A 26,544-nucleotide genomic window follows, 5' to 3' on the forward strand; every position below is an offset into this window, starting at 1 on the left:
ACACCTGATCGCCTGGTGGCGCAGTGATAATCTGACCCTGTGCCCGCTGATGGTTCCAGACTGGCGGGCGCAGGCGAGTCCGATCACGGCGAAGGGCTATTCGCAGCTCGCGCCCAGTTGGCTTAACCAGCTGATCATCGCCTCACTGCCTGGCTGGCTCAGGGTGCGTTGCGGCCAGACAAGGTAATAGGGTTTGCTCAGCGGCAGGCAAAGATCATCCACTACCACCAGATCGCCACGTGCCAGTTCCGCCGCGATAAGGCGTCGCTGCCCCAGCAGCACACCAGCTCCCGCGACAGCCGCATCAATCGCCAGCGAGGTCAGATTAAAGCTGAACGCGGGCTGCGGCAGAGGTTCGTCCATTCCTTTAGCCTGAAACCAGCTTCGCCAGTCCGGCAGAAAACGGCCTTCATTACCCCAGTCGAGGTGGATCAGCGGCGCCTGGCTTAAGATCGTTTCCGGCGTAAAGCGATGTAACAGAGCAGGACTGGCCACCGGCAGCACGTCATCATGAAACAACTTCAGCTTATCTGACTGCGGGTAACGATCCTCACCAAAGCAGATCACAAAATCGGCGGGCATCGCGGTGAAATCGACCTGAGAATGCGTACCGTGTAACGAGAGATCGATATTCGGGCAATGGTCGCGCCAGCTCGCCAGCTGGGGCAACAGCCATTTGGACGCCAGCGCCGGCAATGTGTAAACCGTGAGTTTTGGCGCGCTGGCCGCATGGCGGATGTTTTGCTGACCGAGATGCAGAATATCAAACGCCTCGGTGACATAGCGCAGATACTCTTTTCCGGTTTCGGTCAGCATCACGCCGCTCTGCGTACGTAAAAACAGGGCACTGCCGAGTTGCTCCTCCAGCTGGCGAATCTGCTGACTGACTGCCGCCGGGGTTAAGGCCAGTTGAGCGGCCGCTTTTGCCAGGCTGCCCAGTTCGGCAGCCACTTTAAATGACTGTATGACGCTGATCTTTGGCAACCTTGGCAATTGGGCAGGCATTAACACTTCCTTATCAGGGCATTAAGTTTTTATCGTTACGCAGCGTTGCAGGCGACCGGTAGAGTAACATCACACCTGCTCATCATGAGAATTGTTGCTATGTCTGGTTCCCTTGTCCGTCTCGATCTTCATCCACTGGCCGATCATGGCTGGCGTCAACGTTGTCGTGAGCAGTTAAACCAGTCCGGCGCGCTGGTACTGCGTCAGTTTTTAAAACCACACGCTTTAGAGGCGATCATCGAAGAGGGCAATGCACAACGTCACCAGGCTTATCACACCCGCAGCATGCACAATGTCTATCTGATGAAACCTGATGACGCTTTCAGTGCTGAGCATCCGCGTAACAGGGATGTGATCAGCACCAAAGGCTGCATCACTGATGATGTTATCGCTGCTGACTCGCCGCTGCGTCAGCTTTATAATGATGAGTTGTTCAAACATTTCCTGTGCGATGTACTGGGTGAAAAAGCACTCTATCCCTATGCTGACCCGCTTTCCTCGATCAATCTGCACTATGCATCACACGGCCAGGAGCTGGGCTGGCACTTCGACAACTCCTCATTTGCGATCACCTTACTGGTACAGAAACCGCTGGCGGGCGGCGTGTTTCAGTATGTGAAAGATCTGCGGGATGCCGATGCCGGTGAGATGAACTTTGCCGGTGTCGACGCAGTGCTGGAAGAACGCCAGACTGTTGACGCGCTGGAGATAGATGCCGGGGATCTGGTGCTGTTTCGTGGCCGTAATTCCCTGCACCGCGTGACCCCAACTGAAGGCGAGGTCACCCGGATGCTGGCCGTGCTGGCTTACAATACGCAGCCGGATATTGCGTTGTCAGAAACCGCGCGTATGACCTTTTACGGCAGACTATGACATCATGGCGTGTCTGCAAGGGCACGCCAGCCGCGCAGAAAGATTTGCTGCGTGCGGAAAGCCACCAATGCACGCCAGTCCGCATCTTCTGGCCAGAACCCCTCGACCAGTTGCTGCTTTATCACCTGGCCGCCCGCACTGGCAGGGTCGCCATAGAGGTGCAGCCAGTGATCTTCACGCACCCGCTGATGCATATCCTGACCCTCGTAAGTCCCGCATTCCACCACCAGAGGCAAAATCCGGGTGTCAGCCAGTGACGTCAGCAGATAGTGCGACAGATAGCCTGTTGCCGTTGCTGTAATTCCAGTTACACTGTCACGTCCGGCACCAGTAAACAATAAGGTCAGCCACTCACCGTAAATGGCTTTGCCCCAGTCATGCGCCGGATAACGCTGCTCCGCAATAGAGAGCAGCATCGGATGCCCCCATGCGCCAGCCCCGGTATGAAGGTCAAAGCTGATGATGGTTTTCGCTACAGAGAGATGCTGGTCAACGATCGCCGCCATCGTAAGGTGTGACCAGCAGGGCTTCTCACCGCCGAAAAAAAAGCCGTCAGCAAAACTATACTGTCCGGCTTCTGTGACACGTTTAACCGCCTGCCAGCCTGCGCCCTCGAGTGCGTCGGCCAGTTGCCGATCGGCGCTTGCACGGTCGCCATGATAAATACCGTGCCACTGTGCATAATCCGGGTTAGCAGGAGGTGGCTGACTGAAATCGATAAAGTTACGGTTCAGATCAATATTGTCTTCGTTCACGCGCCGTAAATGCGCCGCGCCCCATGGATTGAGCAGATGAATCAGCAACAGCGCGGTATCAGCGGGCAACGCTTTTTCATCCAGCGTCTCGAGCCAGGCTATCTGGCAATCGGAACCATAATAGCCTTCAACGCCGTGAGTGCCGGAAACGACCAGCATCAGACGTGATGCGCTGGCCGGTCCTATCCGTGCCACGTCTGTATACAGAGCTTCTCCCAGAGGACCAGGCAGAGGATGCGGATAAGAGGTCGTTTCAGCACCTTTGCTCTGCGCCGCTGCCATAAACCGCGCGCGCTGAACGTGGTAGTCGGGCAACGCCATAGTCTTCATACTCCTGCGATTCTTCACGTTGTGCGGATCAGGGATAAACACTGAATTTAAAATATTTTTTGGTGAGCTGGTCATAAGTCCCGTTTTTATGAATCTCCGCCAGTGCCGCATTAATCATCTTCAGGTTTGCCTCATCTCCTTTGCGTAGCGCGATACCCACGCCATCACCAAAAATCACTTTATCCACCAGGGTCCCTTTGATGGCGTACGGCTTGCCTTCGGCTGAGGTCAGGAATCCCTGTTCAGCAGAGACCGCATTGGCCAGGCTGCCATCAAGACGCCCGGCGACCAGATCCGGATAAACTTCCATCTGGTTAGGATAGGAGATGACTTTAACGCCCTCCGGCTCCCATTTGGTTTTGGCATAGGTTTCCTGGATGGTGCCCTGTGCCACACCGATCGTCTCACCGCGCAATGAGGCAACATCGGTCGTCAGCGTGCTGGCAGCCGGTGCCAGTAAAGCACTGGGCGTGTTGTACAACATATTGCTGAAAGCCACCTGCTGACGACGCTTATCGGTCATCGACATCGCTGACAGGATGGCATCAAATTTCTTCGCCTGAAGGGCAGGGATGCTGCTATCAAAACCCATTTGCACCCACTGGCACTTCACCTTTGCCTGAACGCAGATGGCATTGCCCAGATCAACATCAAAGCCCTGCAATGATCCATCAGCCGCCTTGAATTCAAACGGTGGGAACGTAGGGTCAACGCCAAAGCGCAGGGTCTGCTGCGCCAGTGCCGCGTGACTAACTGTTGTGAGCGAAAACAGTAATGCGAGGGATAAGCTCTTTTTCATGTTTTAATTCCCGGATGCAAATGAATTTAAGCGCGACATTCAAATTTAATAACATGCGACCTGTTTTCCTGCCAGCGAATAAAACGCAATCATCCAGATTAAAATCTTATGTTATTAAGTGACTGTGCGAATTATTTATACGGCGTTAATTTTTACTTAATAGTGTGCATCAAATGACTGAGCCATACCAGGGTATGGCGCAGGTCCGGGCCTGAAGCCGCAGGCGCTGGGGTTGGGATAACAAGACAAGCCCCAGCGCCAGTTTTCAGGTTATCGCGCAGCAGTGATTTATCAGGACAGGGAATTAAGTAATGCGCCTGCGTTAAACTGAATTGTCATTAGCCAGACAGTAAATATTTACCTTCCCGCCCTGCATAAAATAAAGTTTATGGGATTTAAATCAGTTGAGATAAATTAACGGTTAGCCCATCAGAATAATGTGATGGATGCGCTTATTTTCTGCTGTAGAGCGCTAAACGTTCATGCAGGAAATCTATAAACGCGCGTACTTTTTCTGGCACATGACGCGTATTAGGGTAGAGCGCGTAAATTCCCTGACGGGGGAATTGATGATCGGGCAGTAGCCGTACTAATCCACCTTTTTCAATCTCATCCTGTACCAGCCAGGCGGGCAGAATCGCCACGCCAGCACCGGCTAAAGCAAAAGCGAGTAAAGAAGAGGCACTGTCAGCTGTGATCATGGCAGGCTGAAATGCGCTCATCAGCACAGACTCACCTTCGGGCGTGGTCACCTGCCAGCTGAGTGGCGTCGATAAACGGCTATGCGCAATCCATTTTGCTGACGCGAGATGTGAAAGATCCCGGATAGACGCTTCATTCAGTCTGTTGAGATAACAAGGTGCAGCGACCGCCAGGATATCAAACTGATCGATAAGGCGGGCGTGATGACTGGAATCGGCAAGATGCCCAAGTCGTATCGCCACATCGAAGCGGCCGGCAATCAGGTCGTCATTTTTTGATGAAGAGACGTGATGTATGCGTAACTGCGGGTGTTGGGCTGCAAAGTCAGCAAGGGCAGGGACGATCACACGAGCGCCATATTCCAGAGTGGTTGTGATCCGGAGTGTCCCGCTTAATCCAGCGTGATCACTTCTCACATCCTCTAATACGCTTTCCGCATCCTGAAGAAGCTGAAGGCAACGATGATAAAATCTTTCACCCGTATCCGTGGCTGAAACGCGTCTGGTGCTCCTGATAAGGAGCGAGACACCCAGCTCCTCTTCGAGATGTTTAATATTGAAACTCACAACGGCTTTAGTTAACCCGAGTGTCTGAGCTGCACCTGTAAAACTGCCTGCCTCGACAACTGCGACAAAGATCCCCAGCCGTTGCATATTGATCATCCTGAACTCCGTTAACGACATCTCATTGTCAAAATATCTTTGACAGTGTAACAACAGAAAGTGAATTTATCCCGATAATTTAAGCACCTATACTGCGCGCCTTACGCTGATCTGTCTGGGAAAAAAATGAGCTATCGTGTGCGCGTAGCCAGTGTCTATTTGCTGGGATTTTTTATTGATCTGGTCAACATGTTTATCGCCAATGTTGCTTATCCTGAGATTGGCAGACATTTTGATGCCCCCGTTAACCAGCTGGCATGGATCAGTAATGGCTACATCTTAGGCCTGACGCTGGTCATACCGCTCAGTAGCTGGCTGGTACGGCGCATGGGCGCAAAACGTCTGTTCATGCTCTCACTGCTTATTTTCATTGCGGGCACCTGTGGTGTGGGGGCATCAGCGTCAGTTTCTCAGCTCATCGCCTTCCGATGGATACAGGGCATCGGCGGCGGACTGTTGATCCCCATCGGTCAGACGATGACCTATGCGTTATACAGGAGCAATGAACGTGCGAAGTTATCGTCAGTCGTGATGTTAATTGCATTGCTGGCACCCGCCTTGTCGCCAGCTGTTGGTGGAATAGTGGTTGAGAGCCTTAGCTGGCGCTGGGTTTTTCTTGTGAGCCTGCCGCTCGCGGTTGGGGCATTGCTGCTGGCGGGATGCTGGCTCAAAGCAGACAAACCGGCGAACTCATCTGAACCGCTGGACCTGGTGGGTTTAGTCAGTGGTTGTACCGCGCTCACGCTGATCCTTCTCGGGCTGACTTACCTGGGCGATGCTGACAGGCTTTATCAGGGGGCGATGATGCTGCTTGCTGGCGTCCTTACTCTGGCGGGCTATGTGTGGAACGCACTTCGAAAAAGCCATCCACTCATTAACCTGCATCTGATAAAGGATCCGCTCTTACAAACAGCAATGCTGATCTATCAGTTTATACCAGGCGTGTTCACCGGCGTCAGTATGATCACTATGCTATACCTGCAAAATGAATTGGGTATGCATGCCAGAAATGTCGGCGCGCTCATGCTGCCATGGTCTCTGGCTTCCTTTGCGGCAATTAGTCTGACAGGTAAGACGTTCAACTTCTGGGGACCACGCCCGCTATTTATCACCGGCTGTCTGTTTCAGGCGCTGGGTATTGGCCTGCTGGCGCTGACTGGCCAGACATCGGACACCTTAGTCTTTGTACTTGCTTTCGCCTTGATGGGATTTGGCGGCAGCCTGTGCAGCAGCACGGCCCAGAGTTCTGCTTTTATTCACATCACCGACAGCGAACTTGCTGATGCCAGCGCACTCTGGAATATCAATCGCCAGCTCAGTTTTTGTCTCGGCGTTACGCTGGTCAGCCTGCTATTCAATCTGATTGCGAATAGCGGCATGCCTGAAGAACACGCTTATCACCTCTGTTTTGTTATAGCGGCATTCAGCGCTGTGATTCCGCTTCTGTGCTGTTTACGCATTTCAAATCAGAAGGTTATTTCTATGCTTAAAAGGGACCAAAAATGAACCGTTATTTTAAGGAAGTACTGGACGCCCACGAATTGATTCGCAACTGGCTGGGTAACAAAGAAGCACATGATGAGGTTTGTGAGGAACTTTTAGCGCGTTTTAGTCCTGCATATTCCATGGTGACACCGGGCGGTGCCTTACTGGATTTCACGACACTAAATGGGTTTTTCCGCACTCAGCGCGGTGCACGTCCGGGTTTAGCGATTGATATCTGCGACATGCAGATGGTTGCTGAGAGTGAAGGAAACGCCACTGTGGTATATAAGGAGTTGCAGCAGCTTCCGGGTCAGGAGGCCACGCTGCGGTTTTCTACGGTTGTGTTCGAGGTAAATAATGCTGGCAAGGTTTTGTGGCGACATCTGCACGAGACTTCATTGCCGCAGTGATAGAGGCTGTCGATTCGCAGTGTGTCAGGGCGCGACGGGCTGAGAGCAACAGCGTGCTCTTAAACCAGCGATCATCGCCACTGTCTATCCTGAACCGATCGCCGTGAGAGATACAGTGGTGGTGAGGTGACGGCTTTATTGATCGTGAAAATTCCGCACCAGAGGCCGTTATACAAGGGGCTTCAGCAGGTTGTCTGAAGCGCCCGGATAAGGTTAGATTAGAGCTTTAGCCTTTATGTTACCGTCTTGCCTTAAGTGCGCATAATCTATCTTATGTTAAATTACATATCGCACATGTCTTAAGTAAGCTCAATTCACCCCCCCTTCGGGTTTTCACTTTAGACACAGGAGGATGTATCGCAACTAATCTGCAAGATTATTTATTGGATGATTACTACGGACGGCACGCTCTGACGTGTACGGGAGCACCCTGCTCAGCGAGAGCTTCCCGACGCCTCCTGTTCAGAGCACAGCGTGATAATATCCCGCGAACCATGTAGCAGCCTCTCTATACGGACTTCGGTGTCCAGCACCCTGAACACGATGAGATAGCGCCCGTAAGTACAACTTCTGACGCTCTGTCCCAGTTCCGGTCTTTCTTTGTAGATAACCGGCGACTCGGCTATCAGCAAGCATTGCTGGTATAGTTCTTCCGTAAAGCTCACCGCGCGCACCGGGTTATCCTGCGCGATATAATCACCGATGGCCTCCATATCCTGTTCTGCCAGAGGCGAAATACCCAGTTTCATTACGCTTTACCACCTTCGGCCTGCCGCCGATATTTTTGCGACAGGCGACCAAATACCTCTTCCGCGTTTTTGCTTTCGCCGCTGTTTATACCTGCGCTGACCGCTGTTTGCAGAGCATCAAGTTTCATCTGCTGCTCCCGTTCTTCCAGTGCCCTGAGGCCCGCACGGATCACTTCACTGGTGTTGTTATATCGCCCGCTTTCAATCTGTTCGCGGATGAACGCTTCGAAATAAGGACTGAGTGCTACGCTGGTTGGCATGATTCCTCTCCCGCTGAATTACTATCAGTTATTAACTGTTAGTATTTCAGAGTTACTCTTCTCTATCAACTTTCGGCTTAACACCCTTCCACAGGTTTGCCGGATGTTTACCTGCGTGTAACTTTGCGTTGACCAACCCCGCGACCTTATAGCATCGCCAGTATCCTGCGCAGATCTTTGCCTCTTTCCCGCATTTGTGTTGTCATCCCGTGACGGAACGCTGACCTGTAAACTAAAAACCCCAACAATTTAGCTGGGGTTATGATGGGTCGTTACTCTTTCGCTATCGGCGTCTCGCTTACATCAATCTTCGTGTCACCCTGAATGCCCTTAATGCGTTTCTCAACGTCATTAACCTGCTCGCTGCTGTGCAGCAAGGTGTACGTCAGATCAAATGTTGTGCTCGCACCCGGTTGCAGTTGCTTCACACGTTTTTGTTCACGTTCAATGGTGACCGGATAGGCGTAACTGGTACCAGGTTCGATGCCGGTCACGTAGCCCTGTTTCAGGGTGTCGGTATTTTTCCATAAGGTCAGCATCGGGAGCTGACGCGTATCGAACTGAATGGATGCGCCGCTGTTGCCCGCTTTATTTATCACCGCAGCGACGGTCTGATGATTGCTGTCTGAAAGCGGCTTGATGTTGAACACCATCTCATCGAAGTCTTTGGTCGGACCTTTATAGGTCTGCCACTCTTTTAACCCGGCTTTCGCGTAGTCATTGAACGGGCTGATGCCGGACATCGGCGCCAGGAAGCGTGCGCCCTCTTCAAGAATAGGTTTGCCGAAGTTGCTGTGATAGATGATCTGGTAATCGTGCGGATAGTCGGCATGGTTTGTTAACACATCATGCAGGCTGAAACTGTTGCTGCCTGGCACGTAACGCAGTTCGGTCATGGTCTGCAAATCAGCTTTCTTAAAGGTGCTCTCTTTAATCAGGCCGCGAATACGAATTTCGTGTGGTGCCGCATCAGCCACTTCAACTTCCAGCTGAGAAACCGGCGTATTCCCTGCTTTACCGTGCAGAGTATAGATTCGGCCTTCATCGGTGACCGGATGGCCGGTCCATTCGTAGCCGCAACGCACCATCATCTCGTTGAAACCATCCAGCCAGCCCAGACCGTTGCGGCTCTCAAGATTGATGTAGGCAGGATTGACGACCTCTTTAACCGGTGAATCCCAGCCCATGCGGGTGCCAAAGCCTTCAACACGCAGTAAGTTCATGCCACGGGTCGGGCTTAGCGTAATCGTCAGGCCGTCCTCGCTGCGGATCGTCAGTATTTTACTGCCTTCCTGCTTGCCGCCATGCAGGACTTTCTGTTCGATGCTGAACGGTTTGCCCTGAGACTTCAGCTCACTGCTGGAAATCTTCCAGTTTCCCTGCTCGGTGCCCTGTTCAGCACTCGTCAGCACCCAGGTTTTCGCCGCTGCAGAGCCTGAAACCAGCACTGCCAGTACCGTTAACGCCAGTTTAATCTTCATCCTTCACCCCATTAGCTGAATCGTTTTTTCATTCCGTAAGGGAAATTTACTTAATGGAACTGAAGATAAACGTGATGATGCTCACCTGTTGGGAAAAGGCAGCGACTCAGACCTATTATTGTGGGCCAAATCACAGTGATTACGGCCAGAGAGGAATAACTACAGCGAATCAGGTGAAATTTGCTGACATTAGCTTTATTCGATTCAGCTCAAAAAGAGGGATCTGATAACGACGGCGGATGAAGCGCTATTTAAAAAATAATTTAAAAAAAATCTTCAAACGCGCAACTTTTTCCATTTTTAAACGAACCTGTTATCAGGGACGTCAGACAACTCCGTCTGTTCGTCAATGGAGAGAGTAAAGCCAATGAAAAACACCCTGAAAACCCTGGCCGTCGCTACGCTGCTGGCACTGAGTGTTCCGGCAACATCTGCTTTTGCAGCGTTACAGGTCGGTGAAAAAGCACCGGACTTTAAACTGGAAGCCGCGCTGGCCGGTAAATCGACCACCTTCTCATTGCAACAGGCGCTGCAGAAAGGCCCGGTTGTCCTCTACTTCTTCCCTGCTGCTTTCAGTGCAGGCTGTACGCTGGAAGCACACGATTTTGCTGAAGCGACCGATGAATTTAAAAAGCAGGGTGCGACCGTCATTGGCGTGACGGCGGGCAATACCGATCAGATTGCGAAATTCTCGCAGCTTGAATGCCGTGACAAATTTACCGTCGCAGCCGATCCCGGTGCCAAAGTGGCGGCAGAATATAAGAGCACCATGGAGATGAAAGGTCAGAAGCTTTCAGACCGTACCTCTTACGTGATTGCGCCCGATGGCAAAATCCTGCTGAGCTTCACCGATAAAAATCCTGATACGCATATCCAGAAAGCGATGGATGCCGTTAAAAAATACCGTCAGGCCAATCCGGCATAACTTCATCTTCAGAGCAGGTACATCATGCTGACTGCGATTGCAGCCGCCTTCCTGGGCGGCATTATTCTGAACCTCATGCCCTGCGTGTTTCCGGTGATCTCGCTGAAAGCACTGAGCCTGATCCGCCATCACGAATCACCTTCCCACGCCAGAGCCGAAGGCCTGGCCTTTCTGCTGGGCGTAGTCGTGATGATGGTCGCTCTGACCGCAGTTCTGTTGCTGGCCAGGGCGGGCGGTGCATCGGTGGGCTGGGGATTCCAGCTGCAATCGCCGCTGGTCATCGCCGCGCTGATTCTGGTGATGCTTGGGTCGGCGCTGAACCTGCTCGGTCTGTTTGAAGTAGGATTATCGGTACAGCGGGTTGGCGAAGTGGGAGGCGATCGCGGTGGTTTAGTCGGTTCAGCTCTGACTGGCGCGCTGGCCATCATTGTCGCCACTCCCTGCAGCGCGCCCTTTATGGCCAGCGCGGTAGGCTATGCGCTTACCCAGCCTCCGCTAATCAGTCTGGTGATCTTTATTTCACTGGCGCTGGGCTTTGCTGCGCCCTTCACCCTCATCTCATTCTTCCCGGTGCTGGCGCGAATTTTGCCAAAACCGGGTGCCTGGATGATTACGTTAAAGCAGGGGCTGGCGTTTCCCATGCTGGGCGCGGTGGGCTGGCTGATCTGGGTACTTGAACGCCAGGCGGGATCGGCGGCGCTGGCTGCCATTCTGGCCTGCTGTTTACTGTTTAGTTTCGCCGCCTGGCTGTATGGCATGGCGCAGAAACGCCGTATGATGGGACAGCGTCATTGGGTGCTGCATGTGGCGACCGCATTCTTCCTGGCGCTGGTCGTGGTGCCGTTACTGAACCTGAACAGGTTTGCCGAAGCTCCGGCTGAAACGGCAACCGCCTCACAGGCTGCTGCCGCTGTGGCGTGGTCGCCCCAGAACGTTGATGCCATCAAAGGTCAGGGCAAGCCAATACTGGTGAACTTTACCGCATCATGGTGTATTACCTGCCAGGTTAACGATCGTACTTCGCTTTCGACGCAGGCGGTAAAAGCGGCGATGGCGCGAACCAACACCATTTATATGGTCGCGGATTCCACCAAATACAATCCCGATGTTGAACAGGCGCTGAGCGATTTCGGGCGCGGTGGATTACCGCTCTACGTGGTCTATCCGGCTGACGGCGGTAAACCTGAGGTACTGCCGCAGGTGCTGACGCCTGGCATTGTGATTTCAGCGCTGAATCAGGCAACAGAAAAAGGAAATAAATCCTGAGATTACTGATGAAACGATTGCCTGGCGCGTGGCCAGGGCGCGGCGACAGCATGCTGAACTGCTGATGATCGATGCCAGAAACTGATCAACGCGCACAGCAGTGGCCAGCATTAATGGCCCGGGCGCAGGCGGGTGACAGAGCTGCCTATAACCAGTTACTGAAAGCGATGGTTCCGGCCATCCGGGCATTGGTATGCAAAAAAATCCGTGATGAGGGACTGGTTGAGGATGTCATTCAGGAGACATTGCTGGCGATTCATCGGGTGCGGCATACTTACGATCCGCAGCGTCCGATACTCCCCTGGGTTGCTGCCATCGCCTCTGCCCGCGCCATAGATGCGCTGCGCCATCGCGGCCGTCGCCAGGAAGTACAGGATGAGGAAGAGCTGCAACGACAACCCGCTGCAAGTGCAGAGTCCTCAGCCGATACGGATATCCTCTCCGGTTATCTGGATAACCTTCCGCTGCGCCAGCGGGAGATCGTCGAATCTGTGCATCTGCGCGAGCAGAGCCTGGCGCAGGCAGCAGCTGAAACCAATCAGTCGCTCTCTGCGGTTAAATCTCTGTTGCATCGCGCAATGGTCAACCTTCGTAAATATGGACGGGGTCATCATGAGAAATCATGACCAGTTAATTAATCAGCTCAGCGCGTCTGCCCAGCCGGTGCAGCGCGTCTGGCCCACCGCCTGGCGCGTTGCGGGCTGGATTGCCCTTGCCCTGCCCTGTGGCGCGCTGACCAGCTGGGCATTTCACAGCCGTTTCACTGACTGGTCGCAGCCTGGCGCGTTTTTCGCGCTGGTTGCCCTGCTGCTGTCACTCATCATCGCGGGCAGCACGCTGGCGGCAGCCTTTACGCTGAGTATTGCAGGCAGAAAACCGATCAGCCTGCGCTGGCCGCTGCTGATGGCGATGATGTGGCTGGTTCTGAATCTGATCAATATGTCATCTTCAGCACCGCCATCGGGCGCGAACCGGTTGGGTGAAGGGATGCACTGCTATCTGTTTATGCTGTCGGCCAGTGTCCCGATGATGCTGATGTCCGTGTTCGCCCTGCAGCGCACCCGATCCCTCTATCCGGCGCGCAGTCTGGCGCTGAGCGGCTGCGGCAGTGCGTTTACCTCATCGATGCTGCTGTCGTTGTGCCACGATACCCATCTGCACGCCATCGATTTTTCTATGCATCTGGCTGCGGGCATCACCATCGTGGCGCTGACGGTGCTGGCAGGCCGCCGCTGGGTCAGGCTGGGAGAGTAATGGCACGCCGCTTCCGTTCCTCCTGAAGATGACTCCGCGCCCCGTTCAATGAAATTCTGTCAGGAGCGCGGATTGGGTAATTTTATGCATTCTCCCCCGCGCGGCTACGGCCCAGATCCAGGGTCAGAGAGACCGCACCGACAACCAGCATCAGCGCCATAATCAGTGAAAACGAGAAAGCGAGATGTGTGTAATGCGCCACGTAGCCAATCACGGCTGGCCCGCTCAGGACCCCCAGATAGCCCAGAGTAGTAATGGCAGGCACGGCGACCGCCTGCGGCATCACCGTCTGACGTCCGGCGGCGGAGAACATTACCGGCACGATATTGGCGCAGCCTGCGCCGACCAGGGTGTAGCCCAGCAACGCCATCGGCCAGGAGGCGATAAAGGTCACCATCGCCATGCCAGCGGCGGCAATCAGTGCGCCGCCCAGCACAACCGGTAAACGTCCCAGCGATGAGATAATCCGATCCCCGGTCAGACGCGCCACGGTCATCGCAATGGCAAAGCAGGTATAGCCCAGTCCGCCCAGTGATGCCGGAATGGCCCGGACATCGGTCAGATAGACAGCACTCCAGTCCAGCACGGTGCCTTCGGTCAGGAAGACGGCAAAGCAGATGATGCCGATAATCAGCACGCTGCCGCGCGGAACAGCAAACACCGGGCCTTCAGCGGGGTTCGCGTAGGTCAGTAAGCCCGGTGCGCTGACCAGCGTCATGATAATCACCGCCGCGACCGCCAGCAAACAGCCGGTCAGCACGCTAAAACCCATCGCCAGCAGCAGCGTCATAAAGCCCGCCCCGGCAATGCCGCCCACGCTGTACATGCCGTGAAAGCCGGACATGACTGGCTTCGCCGCCTGCTTCTCCACCAGAATCGCCTGGATGTTCATGGCGCAGTCGGTCACACCGATGCCGACGCCAAAAACCAGCAACGCCAGCGCCAGCAACAGCGGGTCGCTGAGCACCGATAGCCATGGCGTACTGATGATGACCAGCGCGACAGCGACCAGAATCACCCGGCGGCAGCCAAAGCGGCTGGTCAGCCAGCCCGTCACCGGCATCGCAATCAGCGCGCCGACGCCAAGACAAAGCAGCAAGGTGCCGAGTTGCGCCTCATTAACGCCGGTATTGCCGCGGGCGAAAGGCACAATCACCGCCCAGGTCGCGGTGATAAATCCGGCTATAAAAAAGATGATGCGTGTTGCCAGCGTGGAAGAGACGTTATTAGCCATTGCATTCCTTTGAGGGATGTCGGGGAGAGCTGACAGGACCGAGAGATCGCTATTGACTCCCTGCCCGGCAGTGAACGATTATGCTCACTATAGCTCGATTGTGAATATTTTGAGGTTTATATGCTCGATTATGCATCTTTCCCGCAGCAGCGACAAGCGCTGATTCGTGAGATATTGCAGGACAAAGGACGTGTGGTCTGCGCTGACCTTGCAAGGCAATTGGCCGTGTCAGAGCACACTATCCGCCGCGATCTTCATGAACTCAGTAAAGAGGGTTTATGTAAAAAGGTCTATGGCGGTGCGGTGTTACAGCTGCAGGAGGCGGGCAGCTTTGTCAGCCGGAAAGCTCACGATCACGCAGCAAAAGCCCTGATCGCGCAGCGCTGTGCCAGCCTGGTGAAAACCAATAGCTGCATTTTTATTGATGCCGGTACGACCAATCTTGCGCTGGCACAGGCGCTATCACCAGATTTGAATATCACCGTCGTCACCAATGCACCCGATATTGCTGCGCTACTGATCAACCATACTGCTGCGGAGGTGATTATGCTGGGCGGGCAGATACAGAAGAGCACCGGCGGCGCGGTCGGGCAAACCGCGATCAACCAGATCCAGGGGATTCTGTTTGATCAGGCGTTTATTGGCGGCTGTGCCATGAGTCCGGAGGCCGGTCTGACCGGTTTTAACTATGCGGATTGCGAATTCAAGAAAGTTGCTATGGCGCAAAGCAATCAGGTCATTGTCGGGCTGACAGCGGATAAAATCCCCGCAGTAGCGCGATTCAGCGTGGCGAAATGCCGTGAAATCTCAACGCTCGTCGTGGAAGAGAAGCTCGATAAAGAACTGCTTGAGGCGTTTGAAGAGGAAGAGATAACGCTTATTACTGTCTGATACGGGGTGATGAAATAAATCATGTCGCAGACGAACCCGATAAACGCACCCTGCCCTGGCTGTACTAATGGTCGACAAATCCGCACCCGATGCTGCCAAATTCCAGGCTTTAGCGTAGGCTGAAAGCTGGTTGGTTTCACTACACAGGAGATCACGATGCAAAATGAAATGACAGCACAATGCCACTGTGGCGCGGTGGCGTACAGGGTGACGCTCAAGGATGGATTTAATACGGTGCGCCGCTGCAACTGCTCGTTTTGCCGGATGCGCGGCGCGGTGGTGGTATTTGCGACAAAGGTGGAGCTGACCCGGGGTGCAGCGCAGCTCACAGAGTATCGTTTCAACAGCAAAGAGGTGGGCCACTACTTCTGTTCCGTTTGCGGCATTTACACCTTTCATCAGAGCCGCTCACAGCCCGATCAGTTCGGGGTGAATGTCGCCTGCCTTGAGGGGGTTTCGCCGTTTGATTTCACCGATGTCCCGGTCTCCGATGGTATCAATCATCCAAAAGATGGCGGCGCGGGCGGTGTAGCCGGTCATCTGATCTACACCCCCACGCAATCCTGAACGATCGCAGGCTGAACTACTCCCGTGTGGGCTTGCCACTGAAGCGGGTAATCGGCTTTTGCTCTTCACGGTCGATCTGTTGTGAGAAGACTTCAAGCGCCGCGAAGATGGGGCGCAGTCCGCGCCACAGATCCTCATCATTGAGTAACCGGATAATGCCGCGGATTCCCGGCGCGGCTTTTTCCTGACGGGCCTCATCGCGCGCCGGTTTAACGGCCATCGCGGCATCGCGAACGGCCAACAGCAGATGATTAAACCGTTCTGGCGGCACGCTGCCCAGCGTCATCATCAGTATCGAGAGATTCTGCAGCGCGTTCTGCGTACCCGGCTGATTAAGGCCCGAAACCAGGATTTTCCCCACCTCGCTGTTTGATTTAACCAGATCGTTCGCCAGCCGCAGAAAACCGTGCTGGTGAAGATTTTCGATTAGCTCATCCATCGCCTCCCGGGCGGTCGGCTCGGTAGGTGTCGGCGGGACCTGATATTTCATCCGTTCTGCCATTAGAATTTCTCCGGTTTTTCGACATGTTCAGGCGGTTCCCGATAGCCAGCCTGCTGCCATTTTTGCTCTATCGGCAGGTGATCCAGCGGCGTACGACTGCCGTGACGGAAGTTGTGTAGTGGCACCGGATTAGGCTGCGACCGGCGATCAACGCGCTTCATATTTACGGCAATCTCTTTATAAGCTGGTGTGTTGACGTCGGGATCGTGATGTTCGCCAGTCAGGGCGTTGACGCCATCTTTGCCATGATGAATCGGCATAAACAGCACGTTGCCTGCCACACGCTCAGTGATCACAACAGGCACATCCAGCGATCCGCGCCGCGAGGTAATGCGTACCCACTCTCCTTCGTTCAGCGCGCGCTCGGCAGCCAGCTCCGGTGAGATCTCAACAAAGGCATTAGGCGACAGCGACATCATGCGGCCACCCTGCCCGGTCTGATTCATCGACTGGAAATGCTCCAGCATCCGGCCATTATTCAGCAGCAGATTATACTGTGAATCCTCCTGCTCGGCGGGCGGCTGCCAGCTCAGCGGATAGAGTCGCGCTTTGCCATCCGGGAAATTAAACCGTTCCGTGTAGAGTCGCGGCGTGCTTTCGCCTGCGGCGCTGACGGGCCATAGCTGGGACTGCCAGTCGACCAGTTGCTCATAGCTGACACCCGCGAAAATCTCTGCGATGCCTGCCGCTTCCGCCATAATCGCGCCTGGGTTCGGGTAATGCCACGGATGACCGAGACGGGCGGCGAGATCGGTAAAGATCTCCCAGTCGGGCCGACAATCACCCAGCGGCTTCATGGCGGGTGAAAAGTGCTGTATCCGCCGCTCGGTGTTCACAAAGGTGCCCTCTTTCTCCACGCTGGGCGCACCGGGCAGCACCACATCGGCAAATTCGGCAGTGCGTGACATGAAAATGTCCTGTACGACCATAAATTCCAGCTTGCTGAAGGCGGCATGCACCGAAGTGGCATCGGCATCCGCAAACGCCGTCTCTTCACCGGTGATATACATCGCGCGAATTTTGCCTTCACCGGCCTGCTGCACCATTTTGAAATTATCAGCACCAGGCTGATCGGAAAGCGCTTCAGGTGAGACGCCCCAGGCGCGCGCCCATTTTTCGCGCACCGCTGGGTCAGTGACTTTTTCATAGCCGGGATAGAGATTACTGAGGCAGCCAAAGTCGCTGGCGCCCTGTACGTTGTTGTGTCCGCGCATCGGATAACCGCCGGTGCCAGGTCGGCCATAGTTGCCGGTGACCAGCAGCAGGTTCGACAGCGCCGTACTGGTGTCTGCCCCGTGGCTGTGCTGGGTAATTCCCATCGCCCACAACACACAGGCGCTGCCCGCCTGGCCGATCATTTCCGCTGCTTCTATCAGTTCTGATTCACTCAGTCCACATGTCTCACTGGCAAAGGCCAGCGTAAAGGGAGCGAGTGACGCGCGGTACTCATCAACCTGGTTGACCCGCTGGGCCAGAAAAGCCTCATCCGCATAACCGTGATCGAACATATATTTTGCCATCGCCGAGGCCCAGACCAGGTCAGTACCCGGTCGGATACGCAGATAGCAGTCAGCACGTTCCGCCATTTCATGACGGCGCGGATCAACGACCAGCAGTTTCTGACCGCGATGTTTGTGGCTCTGTTTGATGTGAGAAGCAATGACCGGATGGTTCTCGGCCAGGTTGCTGCCGACCAGCACGATCAAATCGGTCTGTTGCAGATCCTCAATCGTCCCGGCATCTCCGCCGTAGCCCACCGTGCGGAACAGCCCTTCTGTGGCCGGGTTCTGACAATAGCGCGAGGAGTTATCAACGTTGTTGGTGCCAAAAATTAAACGGGCGATTTTTTGGGTCAGATAGGCTTCTTCATTGCTGGCCTTGCTGGAGCCGATAAAGCCAATCGCATCGCCTCCATAATTCTGAGCGATACCCTGTAAACCTTCGGCTACCCGCTGCAAAGCTTCATCCCAGCTGGCGGGCCGGAAACGACCATTCTCGCGGATCAACGGCGTAGTCAGGCGCTCCGGGCTGTTGACGAAGTCCCAGCCGAACTTACCTTTAACGCAAGTCGAGATGCCGTTGGCTGGGGCTTCGGCGACCGGCTGAACTTTCAGGATATGGCGGTCGCGGGTCCAGATCTCAAAGCTGCAGCCTACACCGCAATAGGTGCAGACGGTTTTGGTGCGTTTGATCTCAGACTGGCGCAGCGCCACATCGATTTTCGAAACGCCGGTAATCGGCTCCATGCCGATGCTGTTTTCAAGCGTTTTAACAAAGTCGATCAGCGGACGCTTCAGCCCTTCATCCATCGCGGTAAAGGGGCCTGCGTCTGGCTGCATGGTTTTTTCCAGCAGCGCATTGCATGGGCAAACTGTGACGCAATGTCCGCAGCTAACGCAGCTGGAACCGGCGATTTCCGTTCCGCCATCCCAGAGCACGCGAGGATGCGCCTGGGTGTAGTCAATCGACAGCGTCTCATTGACCTCGACATTCTGACACGCTTCGACACAGCGACCGCATAAGATGCACTGGTCAGGATCGTAGGTGTAAAAAGGATTGGAATGATCTTTCGCGTAGGGCTTGGGCTCATGAGGATAGTACTGAATCGGAATGTGCATATCAGCCACGGCATTATGTAGCGTGCAGTCGCCGGTGTTGTGCTCACAGACGGTACAGTAAAGCTCATGACGATTGAGAAGCCGATCCATTCCCTCCTGCTGCGCGGCCTTAAGCGCACTGCCTTCACTCTGCACCTCCAGCCCCTCTTCAGTGCGGAGCGTGCAGCCGCGAACCCGCTCGCCGTTGGCATCTACCCAGCAGACATCACAACTTTGCAGCGGTGGCAACGCCGGGTGGTAACAGACATGAGGTAGTTTTTTCCCTTGAGCATCCAGAAAATCGATTAGCGGTTGATCAGCTAACCCTTTTAACCGTTCACCATTGTAGATTATGGTGCAGTAATTTTGACTCATATAAGCCTCATGACGACATTGCGACGAGCTACCGAATGGAAAATCTCCCTCTATTTAAAGGGTTGCTTCACAAGCTTAGTGAGGATTAGCAGCCACGCCATGAATACCGCTACGCTTATCAAGGTTACTTGCTGACAGATAAGGCTTTTTTAAATGTAATGACTTCTTACCGGCTAAATACGGGTCAGGTTTACCCGGCTGATCGTCAGAATCTGGCACAGAGGCTTCGCGTTGATAAGCACTGGCCGCACAATGGTGAAGTTGAGGGTTAATAACCAAGCATAATGTATGTTGTAACTATATAATCAACTATATTCTTTCGCTATAAGACGCAGGGTAAAGATCGGTACGCTTATCAATCCGTCGTTTTGCCCTCAGACAAATTAATTATCAGGACCGCCGCGAGTTAACAGACTACTTCCGAATTAATTACGTACCGCCACTAACTTATTCCGGTACATATCAGGCTTAAACGATTTAATCTGGATAACGGGTTTATGGATTATTTTAGCTATTAAACGGGACTATTCTCCTGCCCGTGAGTGAGCGAACAATTTATGGCATAGCTATGTCGATCAAATGACAGTTATCAGCATTTACGCCCAGAACAGTGGCGCTCCACCCCAGAGTTGACGCTCACATTTTAGTCATACCTATCAGCCATTTATCTTAATTTTAACAAGCTGATAATTATAAGATGATAATGATAACTGTTATGGTAATATCCTGTTAACCCTGCCCGACACTTTCTCATCAGGGCCTCTTTACGCGTCATGCTTAATTAAATTATCAGTAAATACCTGGCTGAAATGAGGTCCCTATGAATCCCATCGTTTATATCGTTGACGACGACGCTGCTGTGACTGCTGCACTGCGTAATCTGCTCACTGCCGACGATTACACGGTTATCTCTTTTTCTTCGGCTGATGATTTCCTGGCTCACGCTTTTACTCCCCTTCCCTGTTGCCTGATTCTGGATATTAATCTGCCTGGCGCAGATGGATTTGATGTCGCACAGGCATTGATCGATCGTGGCTACGCCATTCCCACTATCTTCTTAACCGGCTTCGGGACTATTCCGGTCACAGTGCGGGCGATGAAAACCGGTGCTTATGAGTTTCTGACTAAACCTGTCGATCCCGATCGTATTTTGCAGGCGGTTTCAGAAGCCTTACAGATCGCCGGGCAGAATATGGCCTCTTCCGAGGAGCGAAGGGAGATACTGGAGCGACATCAGACCCTGACACCGCGTGAAAGCGAGGTCATGCTGCTGGCGATTAGCGGCCTGCTGAATAAGCAGATCGCCGCCGAAATGGGCGTCAGTGAGATCACGGCTAAAGTTCATAAGCGGCGGGTGATGGAGAAGATGAATGCACGGTCGCTCACCGATTTGGTGCGGGCGGCAGAGCGGCTCAATATTGATCATACCCGACGCCGCTAAGGCCAGGCAGACACCTGGCCTCAATACGATTATCCCAGTGGCAGAGTGAACCAGAAACGGCTGCCGCCTTCCGCCCGGTTCTCTGCGCCTAATTCACCACAATGCTTTTTGATAATCCCTTTGCTGATGGTTAATCCCATGCCCATGCCACTTTTCTTCGTGGTGTAGAACGACTCAAAGATCCGTTCACGCACGCCATCCGGCAAGCCGCAGCCGCTATCCAGCACCTCAAAACGCAGCGTGTCCGGCGTAGGGTTCTCTGACGTCAGCCGCAAAAGCGCCGCGCGTGGTAAATCGTCGGACATGGCATCGATGGCATTGATTACCAGATTCAGCAGCACCTGCTGAATCTGAACGCGGTCGCAATAGATATCCGCCTTTCCGGCCCTCAGTTTCAGCTCCAGCGAAATTCCGCGTCGCTCCAGCTCCACTCTGGAGAGCGCCAGGATATCGCGGGCGATCAGATGCAGGTTTTCCGAGGCAAAGCTCGATTCATGATTGCGGGTCAGCGCCTGCAGGCCACGAATTATCTCTCCGGCACGTTTTCCCTCTTTGATAATTTCATCCAGACTGCTGCTGGCATTCTCCAGCATCACCGGTTCACGCTTTAACCAGCGCAGGCTGGCACCGGCATTGGCCACGATCGACATCAGTGGCTGGTTAATTTCGTGCGCGATTGAGGCAGTCAGTTGCCCGACTGTGGTGGCGCGCGTTACACGGGCCAGATCCGCCTGTGCCATGCGCGCGGCATCTTCTGCCTGGCGCTGCGAGGTGATATCGGAAATGGTGCCGAAGTACTCTTTCACCTCGGGGAAGTTTTCTACCGGCTCTCCGATGCCTTTGATATAACGGCATTCCCCATCCGGCCTGAGCACACGGAACTCAGCCTGCATACTACGTCCCTGACTGACGCTGTGGGTCACCAGTTCGCTGATGCACTCATAATCATCGGGATGAACGCGGGTCAGAAAATCTGCCATCGACAACCCTTTTTGATGGGCTGGCAGGCCCAGAATACGGCCATACTCTTCAGACACCATCATCATGTCCTCTGCCACTTCCCAGCGCCAGGTACCGGTATGACTGATCTTCTCGCCGAGCATCAGTGAGGTTTTGCTGGCGCGCAGCTGCTTTTCAACCCGTCGCCGATGGTTGTTCTCCTCCAGCAGTTCAGCGTAGAGGCGCGCCGTCTCCAGCGAAACCGCCGCCTGAGCGCTCAACGTTTTAACAATGTGGGAGTGCTCAGCCGTGAACGCATCGGGCATCAGGCGATTCTCCAGATAGAGCACCCCAACCATATTGGCCTGCCTGAACATCGGAACACATAACACCGCAGCGCCCGAGGCCACCAGGTAAGGATCCTGACTGAACGGACTGAACTCTTCCGGCTTGCCAGTACGTATCTCCTGACCGGTACGGATGACCGCGGCCAGTACCGATAGCGGCAGGTCAGTTGCGACGGGGCGCTCTTTGACAATCTGCACCCGCACGCCATCAGCCGTGCTTTCTGCCCAGGCCTGCGTTTCCGGAAGCGTACCATCCAGAATCCGGATAAGCCGACAGCGCTGGGCACCGGCCCGCTCCAGCAGGATGCGCATCAGGGTATGAATCAACCGATCAAGGTTGATCTCCTCCGTCAGGGCGCGCACGGCGGTCAGCACACTCTCCAGGTCGTAGAACGAGGCATCCTGCGTAAAGGGAATGGTCGCCACTGCACTGTTTTGCATCGGCGTGGTCAGATGCGGATAGTGCTGCTCAAGCTGGCGCACCATCGCCAGCGCGCCCCAGCTCTCCCAGCTTCTCATCGACGCTTTAACGTAGGCATCGGCGGCGGTATCTAGCTGTAATGCTTTGCAGTAGCGGCCAGCCAGCTGATTCGCCAGCGCATGAATGTGCAGATATCCCCCCTGGCGGGAGAGACAGATCGCATTTTCATACTGTTTCAGCGCCTCGCCCGTGTTGCCCGCAAGACGGGCACACTCTGCCCTGAGCAGGGCATATTTATCAGCAAAGAGTCCGGGATTGAGGTCGGCCCAGCCCGCAAATTTGTCCAGATCGCAGCGCAGCGTGTTGCTGTCAGCCGCACCGGGCTGCAGGCTCAGGGATAGTGCGCTGTAAAAATGCATATCCATCAGGTAGATGTAAGCGGGCACTGCGCTGGTCAGCGGACGAATTTCTGCAAAACAGCGCAGCGCCTCCCGGTATTCTGCCGCAAAGAAATGTGCCATTCCCCGATACAATCCCGCCCAGAACAGCACCATCGCTTTTGGGCCAGAGATCACGCCCGGCTCGCTGCCCGCCACCATCGGCAAAGCGCCATCGCGATCGCCTGCCCTGAACCCGTTGCTGTTCCGCAGTTGCATCACCAGTTGCTTCTGCATGACCAGCACGTTTTCAACATCGGGATAAAAGGTTTTGCGGGTAAAAGCGAGTCCGCGCTCAATGGAGGTCATGACCGACTCCAGGTGATCGCCGCGTGTCAGCGTGTTCATGATCTGATGACGCAACGAGAGGCAGGCAAAGGATCGGTCACCGTGCATCACCGCGACGCGAAAACTTTCACGGGCACTCTCTACGGCGACATCCAGCGGCTGCGTCCAGATCCCCAGCTGATCCAGAGGCAGCAGCGTGCGGGCTTTATAGCGGGTAAAGTCATGCTGCTCCACCAGCTCACGGGCCACCCGGCCGCAGGCATAGCCAAAATGCCAGGCCTGATAACGTTCGCTGATCAGCACGCTGAACCAGGCGAGACCAAACGCAGAAGCACCGGTCACGCCGTGATCCAGCGTCATCTCCAGCATCCGGCAGACCAGCAACAGATGCAGCTGCGGGCAGTCGTAGGCAGAGACAAAAATGGTGCTGGCCATCAGGTTCAGCACCGACTCAGTTTCCTGATCGGTGTTGCGTGGCAGTCGGGAAAAAGCCGCTTGCGGGGAATCGCCGATCCGCGCCCTGATCGCCTGCCAGGCGGCGTCAATCTCCGCGTCGTCCGGATCACGCCTGAGATGCACACCAAAGACAGCCAGCCAGGCGAGCGCAGTTTCCAGCGCCAGATGGTTGTCGGACTGACGCATATGAATTTCAGCAGAGAGACAGGCTGCCATCGATTTTTCACTGAGCGTGCCTGGTTCACTCAGCAGTCGGGTACAGAGCTTTTGCGCGGTCGTCAGATTACCGTGCAGAAATTCGCACTCCGCCTCATCGATGCCCAGCATAAAGTCATTGCCGGTCACCATCCGCTGGCTGAGTTGCTGGGCGCTGCGCAGATAGCGCAGCGCCGAGAGATAATCTCCGGCACGTTTCGCTCCCTGCGCAGCACGTAAACAGAGGGGATAATAGCGTTCACGGTCTGCGACACTAAGCGGCAGTTCAGCAATCATGCCGATGTGATAAGCCGCGCGGAACAGCGTCTCACTGTGATCGGCATTTACAACCGCGGCCGACAGCCATGCCGCCGCCTGTTGATGAAGAGAGTGTTGCTGCCGGAGGTCGAGCAGTAAAAACGCCGCGTTATGCACCCGGTCATGGGTAAAGGCGTAGTTCCCGCCAGTCAGGGTTATAAAACGGCCGCTGACGGCAGGCTCAAGCTGCTGCTGAATCCGCGATACGGACGTCGCGTTGATATGACTTAACAGCGACAGTTCACCGCTGGCCCCCAGACAGGCCAGCGAACCCAGCAGCTGGCGTGTAGCCTCCGGCATCCGCGCCAGCTGATTTAATACCAGCGTCGCCACATTGTCGGTGTACTGACGCGCAATCAGCGCCTGGCTGTCGTAATGCCACTTCAGCGGGTTCTGACGATAGACAATCACCCCATCATCCACCGCCTGACGGAAGAACTCCTGCATCGAGAGCGGATTACCGCCGGTTTTCTCAAAGATAATCTGTGCCAGCTCACGATTGCCGCCGGGACGGGTATGCAGCATTCCCGCCAGCCAGCGGGTGATGCTTTTAACACTGAGCGGCTGCGGCGTCAGCGCCACGACACGTGCCGCTGATGCTCTGAGGCGCAGCAGAAACCCGGCAATCATCGGACAGGGCATCGACTCACCCTCCCGGAAGGCGAGCACCAGCATAAAAGGCAGATGCTCATTACGGGTAATCAGATTTTCCAGCAGTTGCAGCGTGGCATTGTCTGCCCAGTGAACATCATCAATCAGCATCACCAGCGGACGGCCCGGCGTGGCAAAGGCCTGGATAAGCGCAGACGCCATCTGATTAAACTGCTCGCGGGCGTCCGGGGCATGGCGCACCACCGGCTGCACTGTCCGGATATTCAGCAGCTGTTTTAGTTCAGGCACCAGTTCAATGGCTAAATCGGTATAGCCACCCAGCAAGCGCAACAGGCGAACCCGCCATTTGCTTAGCTCCAGGGCTGACAATCCCAGCAGATAAAGCGTGACTGTGCGAAACGCTGAGGCGACTGCGGCATAAGGTGCGGCAGGCGAATGTTGATCGGCCTTGCTGGCGGCCAGCAGAATCTGTCGGTGCTGCAGGGTTTTCAGGGCGGAAGCGATAATGGCGGACTTACCCGAGCCGGGCGCACCGCTCAGCATCACCAGGCTCTGCGTGCCGGTACGGTTGACCGCATCCAGCGTCGTCAACAGTACGCGAGCCTGCGGATGTTGCGTGAACAGTGTCTCGGGCCGGAAACTGGTGCTGAACCGCTCCTGCAGACCGGGCGTGAACGGCGCAATGGTGTTTTCTGCGGTCAGCGTCGCCTGACAGCGGCGTAAATCAGCCATCAGCCCCTGCACGGTCTGATACCCGTCAGCAGGTGACTTTGCCAGCAGACGCAGCAGAATCACAGAGAGCATCGGCGGCACATCCTCTCTGACCTGTCCGGCTGGCCGGGGTGCACTGGCGATGTGATGATGAATCCACTCCGCCTCCCCCGCATCCGGTGAGCCAAACGGCAACTTACCGGTGAGATACTCATACAGCACGACACCCAGACTGTAGAGATCGCTGAGGCTACTGACCGGATGCGGTGTGCGGCCGGTATGTTCAGGTGACATATAGGCCAGCGTACCGCCTGAGACGCGCAGGCTGTTTTTTTCCGCCGATTGCGCCGCCAGCGAGGCGAGACCAAACCCGCCCAGCCGGAACCGGCCATCGTCGCTGATAAAAAAATGGCCCGGCTTGATATCCCCATGCACTATGCCCTGATGATGCGCCTGGCCGAGCGTGTAGCAAAGCTGCAATGCAACCTGCAGGAAGTCAGCGATTTTATCGGGAGGGGTCGCGAGGTTATTCGCCAGGCTGCGAAACGGAAACGTGGGGTAGATCAGCGCATAGCGGTTGAGGTAACGGGTGGTGCCCGTCGCGGTGATGGCCCAGCGGGGCGAAAGATAAGCGGCCAGCGCTCGCTCATTTTTCAGCCGCTGCGTCGCCTGAAACGTGACGTCGTCACTCTGTCCGGTGGCGATTATCAGCGACTCACCTGAGTGACGGCGCGCCAGCATCCAGAGCAGGCAGCCATCCTGCGCCAGCGGCGTCAGCGTGTCGAAATCTTCAATCGCGATCCCTGCGTCGTCACTCTCCTGAAAATTAACCGAAAGCATGCTCATCAGCGCACCTTTCCCTGAGATAACTCGCAACGGATCAGTGTCAGCAGCGTATCAACATCAATCGGCTTTCGCAAAAAAGTCACGGCACCCAAGGCAATGGCATACCACAGGGTGGTCTCTTCCAGATCTGCTGAGATAAAAATCACCGGTGGCAGACCTGCCCGCTGTTTCAAAATAGTGAATAGCTCAAAGCCGGACATGCCCTTGAGTCCGACATCGATGATCAGCATGCCCACCTCTGAAAGCGCATCGTCATCGCTCAGCAGCGCCTCACCTGACTCAAATAATCGGGTCGAATAGCCGTCTGAATGCAACAGATTGCTGAGTCCACTGCGGACCGCGCGTTCATCATCCACAATGACAATACGCTGTGACAGCGCCATGCAGTTATCCTCTGAAACGCCTCATCGT

22 protein-coding genes are annotated in these 26,544 nt (G+C 54.9%); 10 read left to right on the plus strand and 12 right to left on the minus strand.

What is annotated here, in order from left to right; all coding sequences use genetic code 11:
• Nucleotides 1-96: 96 nt before the first annotated feature.
• Nucleotides 97-1,005, minus strand: a complete 909-nt coding sequence (locus HFD87_RS07430; protein WP_010670351.1) for a LysR substrate-binding domain-containing protein — start codon at nt 1,003-1,005, stop codon at nt 97-99.
• Between the two features lie 99 nt (nt 1,006-1,104).
• Here HFD87_RS07430 and HFD87_RS07435 point away from each other — a divergent pair, with 99 nt between their 5' ends.
• Nucleotides 1,105-1,878: a 2OG-Fe(II) oxygenase family protein gene (locus HFD87_RS07435; RefSeq protein ID WP_033780229.1), complete on the plus strand. Its 774-nt coding sequence runs from the start codon at nt 1,105-1,107 to the stop codon at nt 1,876-1,878.
• Between the two features lie 2 nt (nt 1,879-1,880).
• On the opposite strand, the gene HFD87_RS07440 is transcribed toward HFD87_RS07435, so the two are convergent.
• The 3 genes from HFD87_RS07440 to HFD87_RS07450 form a co-directional block, all read right to left on the minus strand.
• Complete coding sequence (locus HFD87_RS07440; protein WP_167423261.1) at nt 1,881-2,954, minus strand: DUF2817 domain-containing protein; 1,074 nt, start codon at nt 2,952-2,954, stop codon at nt 1,881-1,883.
• 37 nt (nt 2,955-2,991) lie between these two features.
• Nucleotides 2,992-3,762, minus strand: a complete 771-nt coding sequence (locus tag HFD87_RS07445) for a transporter substrate-binding domain-containing protein (protein WP_167423176.1) — start codon at nt 3,760-3,762, stop codon at nt 2,992-2,994.
• A 452-nt stretch (nt 3,763-4,214) separates the two neighbouring features.
• Nucleotides 4,215-5,126, minus strand: a complete 912-nt coding sequence (locus tag HFD87_RS07450; RefSeq protein WP_167423177.1) for a LysR family transcriptional regulator — start codon at nt 5,124-5,126, stop codon at nt 4,215-4,217.
• 126 nt (nt 5,127-5,252) lie between these two features.
• On the opposite strand from HFD87_RS07450, the gene HFD87_RS07455 reads away from it, so the two are divergent.
• Nucleotides 5,253-6,632, plus strand: coding sequence for an MFS transporter (locus HFD87_RS07455; RefSeq protein WP_167423178.1), 1,380 nt, complete (start codon nt 5,253-5,255; stop codon nt 6,630-6,632).
• Nucleotides 6,629-7,021: a DUF4440 domain-containing protein gene (locus HFD87_RS07460; protein WP_167423179.1), complete on the plus strand. Its 393-nt coding sequence runs from the start codon at nt 6,629-6,631 to the stop codon at nt 7,019-7,021. The genes HFD87_RS07455 and HFD87_RS07460 overlap by 4 nt, the downstream gene beginning before the upstream one ends.
• Nucleotides 7,022-7,455: 434 nt before the next feature.
• On the opposite strand, the gene HFD87_RS07465 is transcribed toward HFD87_RS07460, so the two are convergent.
• From HFD87_RS07465 to HFD87_RS07475, 3 genes are all read right to left on the minus strand, one after another.
• Nucleotides 7,456-7,770, minus strand: a complete 315-nt coding sequence (locus HFD87_RS07465; RefSeq protein WP_157353081.1) for a type II toxin-antitoxin system RelE/ParE family toxin — start codon at nt 7,768-7,770, stop codon at nt 7,456-7,458.
• Nucleotides 7,770-8,030 carry a type II toxin-antitoxin system ParD family antitoxin gene (locus HFD87_RS07470; protein WP_010670343.1) on the minus strand — a complete coding sequence of 87 codons (261 nt, stop codon included), beginning with the start codon at nt 8,028-8,030 and terminating at the stop codon, nt 7,770-7,772. The genes HFD87_RS07465 and HFD87_RS07470 overlap by 1 nt, the downstream gene beginning before the upstream one ends.
• 272 nt (nt 8,031-8,302) lie before the next feature.
• Nucleotides 8,303-9,511 carry an aldose 1-epimerase family protein gene (locus HFD87_RS07475; RefSeq protein ID WP_039389105.1) on the minus strand — a complete coding sequence of 403 codons (1,209 nt, stop codon included), beginning with the start codon at nt 9,509-9,511 and terminating at the stop codon, nt 8,303-8,305.
• A gap of 367 nt (nt 9,512-9,878) precedes the next feature.
• Between HFD87_RS07475 and HFD87_RS07480 the strand changes: the two genes are divergently transcribed.
• The 4 genes from HFD87_RS07480 to HFD87_RS07495 all read left to right on the plus strand — a co-directional run bounded on the left by HFD87_RS07480 (nt 9,879) and on the right by HFD87_RS07495 (nt 12,956).
• Nucleotides 9,879-10,436: a peroxiredoxin gene (locus tag HFD87_RS07480; RefSeq protein WP_010670341.1), complete on the plus strand. Its 558-nt coding sequence runs from the start codon at nt 9,879-9,881 to the stop codon at nt 10,434-10,436.
• A gap of 24 nt (nt 10,437-10,460) precedes the next feature.
• Nucleotides 10,461-11,702 (plus strand): protein-disulfide reductase DsbD, encoded by a 1,242-nt coding sequence (locus HFD87_RS07485; protein ID WP_167423180.1) that lies wholly within the window; start codon nt 10,461-10,463, stop codon nt 11,700-11,702.
• 71 nt (nt 11,703-11,773) lie between these two features.
• A complete protein-coding gene (locus tag HFD87_RS07490) occupies nt 11,774-12,328 on the plus strand; it encodes a sigma-70 family RNA polymerase sigma factor (protein WP_010247151.1) in 555 nt (184 codons plus the stop codon).
• The gene (locus HFD87_RS07495; RefSeq protein ID WP_010247152.1) at nt 12,315-12,956 is read left to right on the plus strand and encodes an NrsF family protein; all 642 of its coding nucleotides are present in this window, start codon (nt 12,315-12,317) and stop codon (nt 12,954-12,956) included. Before HFD87_RS07490 ends, HFD87_RS07495 begins: the two co-directional genes overlap by 14 nt.
• A gap of 82 nt (nt 12,957-13,038) precedes the next feature.
• Here the strand turns inward: HFD87_RS07495 and HFD87_RS07500 are convergent, their stop codons facing one another.
• Nucleotides 13,039-14,190, minus strand: a complete 1,152-nt coding sequence (locus HFD87_RS07500) for an MFS transporter (protein ID WP_167423181.1) — start codon at nt 14,188-14,190, stop codon at nt 13,039-13,041.
• Nucleotides 14,191-14,310: 120 nt separating this feature from the next.
• Between HFD87_RS07500 and HFD87_RS07505 the strand changes: the two genes are divergently transcribed.
• Complete coding sequence (locus tag HFD87_RS07505; protein WP_167423182.1) at nt 14,311-15,081, plus strand: DeoR/GlpR family DNA-binding transcription regulator; 771 nt, start codon at nt 14,311-14,313, stop codon at nt 15,079-15,081.
• A 156-nt stretch (nt 15,082-15,237) separates the two neighbouring features.
• Nucleotides 15,238-15,648, plus strand: coding sequence for a GFA family protein (locus tag HFD87_RS07510; protein WP_010247156.1), 411 nt, complete (start codon nt 15,238-15,240; stop codon nt 15,646-15,648).
• Nucleotides 15,649-15,664: 16 nt separating this feature from the next.
• Here HFD87_RS07510 and HFD87_RS07515 read toward each other — a convergent pair whose 3' ends face one another.
• On the minus strand, nt 15,665-16,150 hold the full coding sequence (locus tag HFD87_RS07515) for a DUF1641 domain-containing protein (protein WP_010247157.1): 486 nt from the start codon (nt 16,148-16,150) through the stop codon (nt 15,665-15,667).
• A complete protein-coding gene (fdhF, locus tag HFD87_RS07520) occupies nt 16,150-19,122 on the minus strand; it encodes a formate dehydrogenase subunit alpha (protein WP_167423183.1) in 2,973 nt (990 codons plus the stop codon). The genes HFD87_RS07515 and fdhF overlap by 1 nt, the downstream gene beginning before the upstream one ends.
• Nucleotides 19,123-19,942: 820 nt before the next feature.
• Between fdhF and HFD87_RS07525 the strand changes: the two genes are divergently transcribed.
• The gene (locus HFD87_RS07525; protein WP_022624303.1) at nt 19,943-20,563 is read left to right on the plus strand and encodes a response regulator transcription factor; all 621 of its coding nucleotides are present in this window, start codon (nt 19,943-19,945) and stop codon (nt 20,561-20,563) included.
• Between the two features lie 29 nt (nt 20,564-20,592).
• Here HFD87_RS07525 and HFD87_RS07530 read toward each other — a convergent pair whose 3' ends face one another.
• Together HFD87_RS07530 and HFD87_RS07535 are read right to left on the minus strand one after the other, a co-directional pair.
• Nucleotides 20,593-26,133 (minus strand): AAA family ATPase, encoded by a 5,541-nt coding sequence (locus tag HFD87_RS07530; protein ID WP_167423184.1) that lies wholly within the window; start codon nt 26,131-26,133, stop codon nt 20,593-20,595.
• The gene (locus HFD87_RS07535) at nt 26,133-26,516 is read right to left on the minus strand and encodes a response regulator transcription factor (RefSeq protein WP_010670332.1); all 384 of its coding nucleotides are present in this window, start codon (nt 26,514-26,516) and stop codon (nt 26,133-26,135) included. The genes HFD87_RS07530 and HFD87_RS07535 overlap by 1 nt, the downstream gene beginning before the upstream one ends.
• Nucleotides 26,517-26,544: the final 28 nt, after the last annotated feature.

Source organism: Pantoea sp. EKM21T, assembly GCF_011800405.1.
Classification (GTDB): domain Bacteria; phylum Pseudomonadota; class Gammaproteobacteria; order Enterobacterales; family Enterobacteriaceae; genus Pantoea; species Pantoea agglomerans.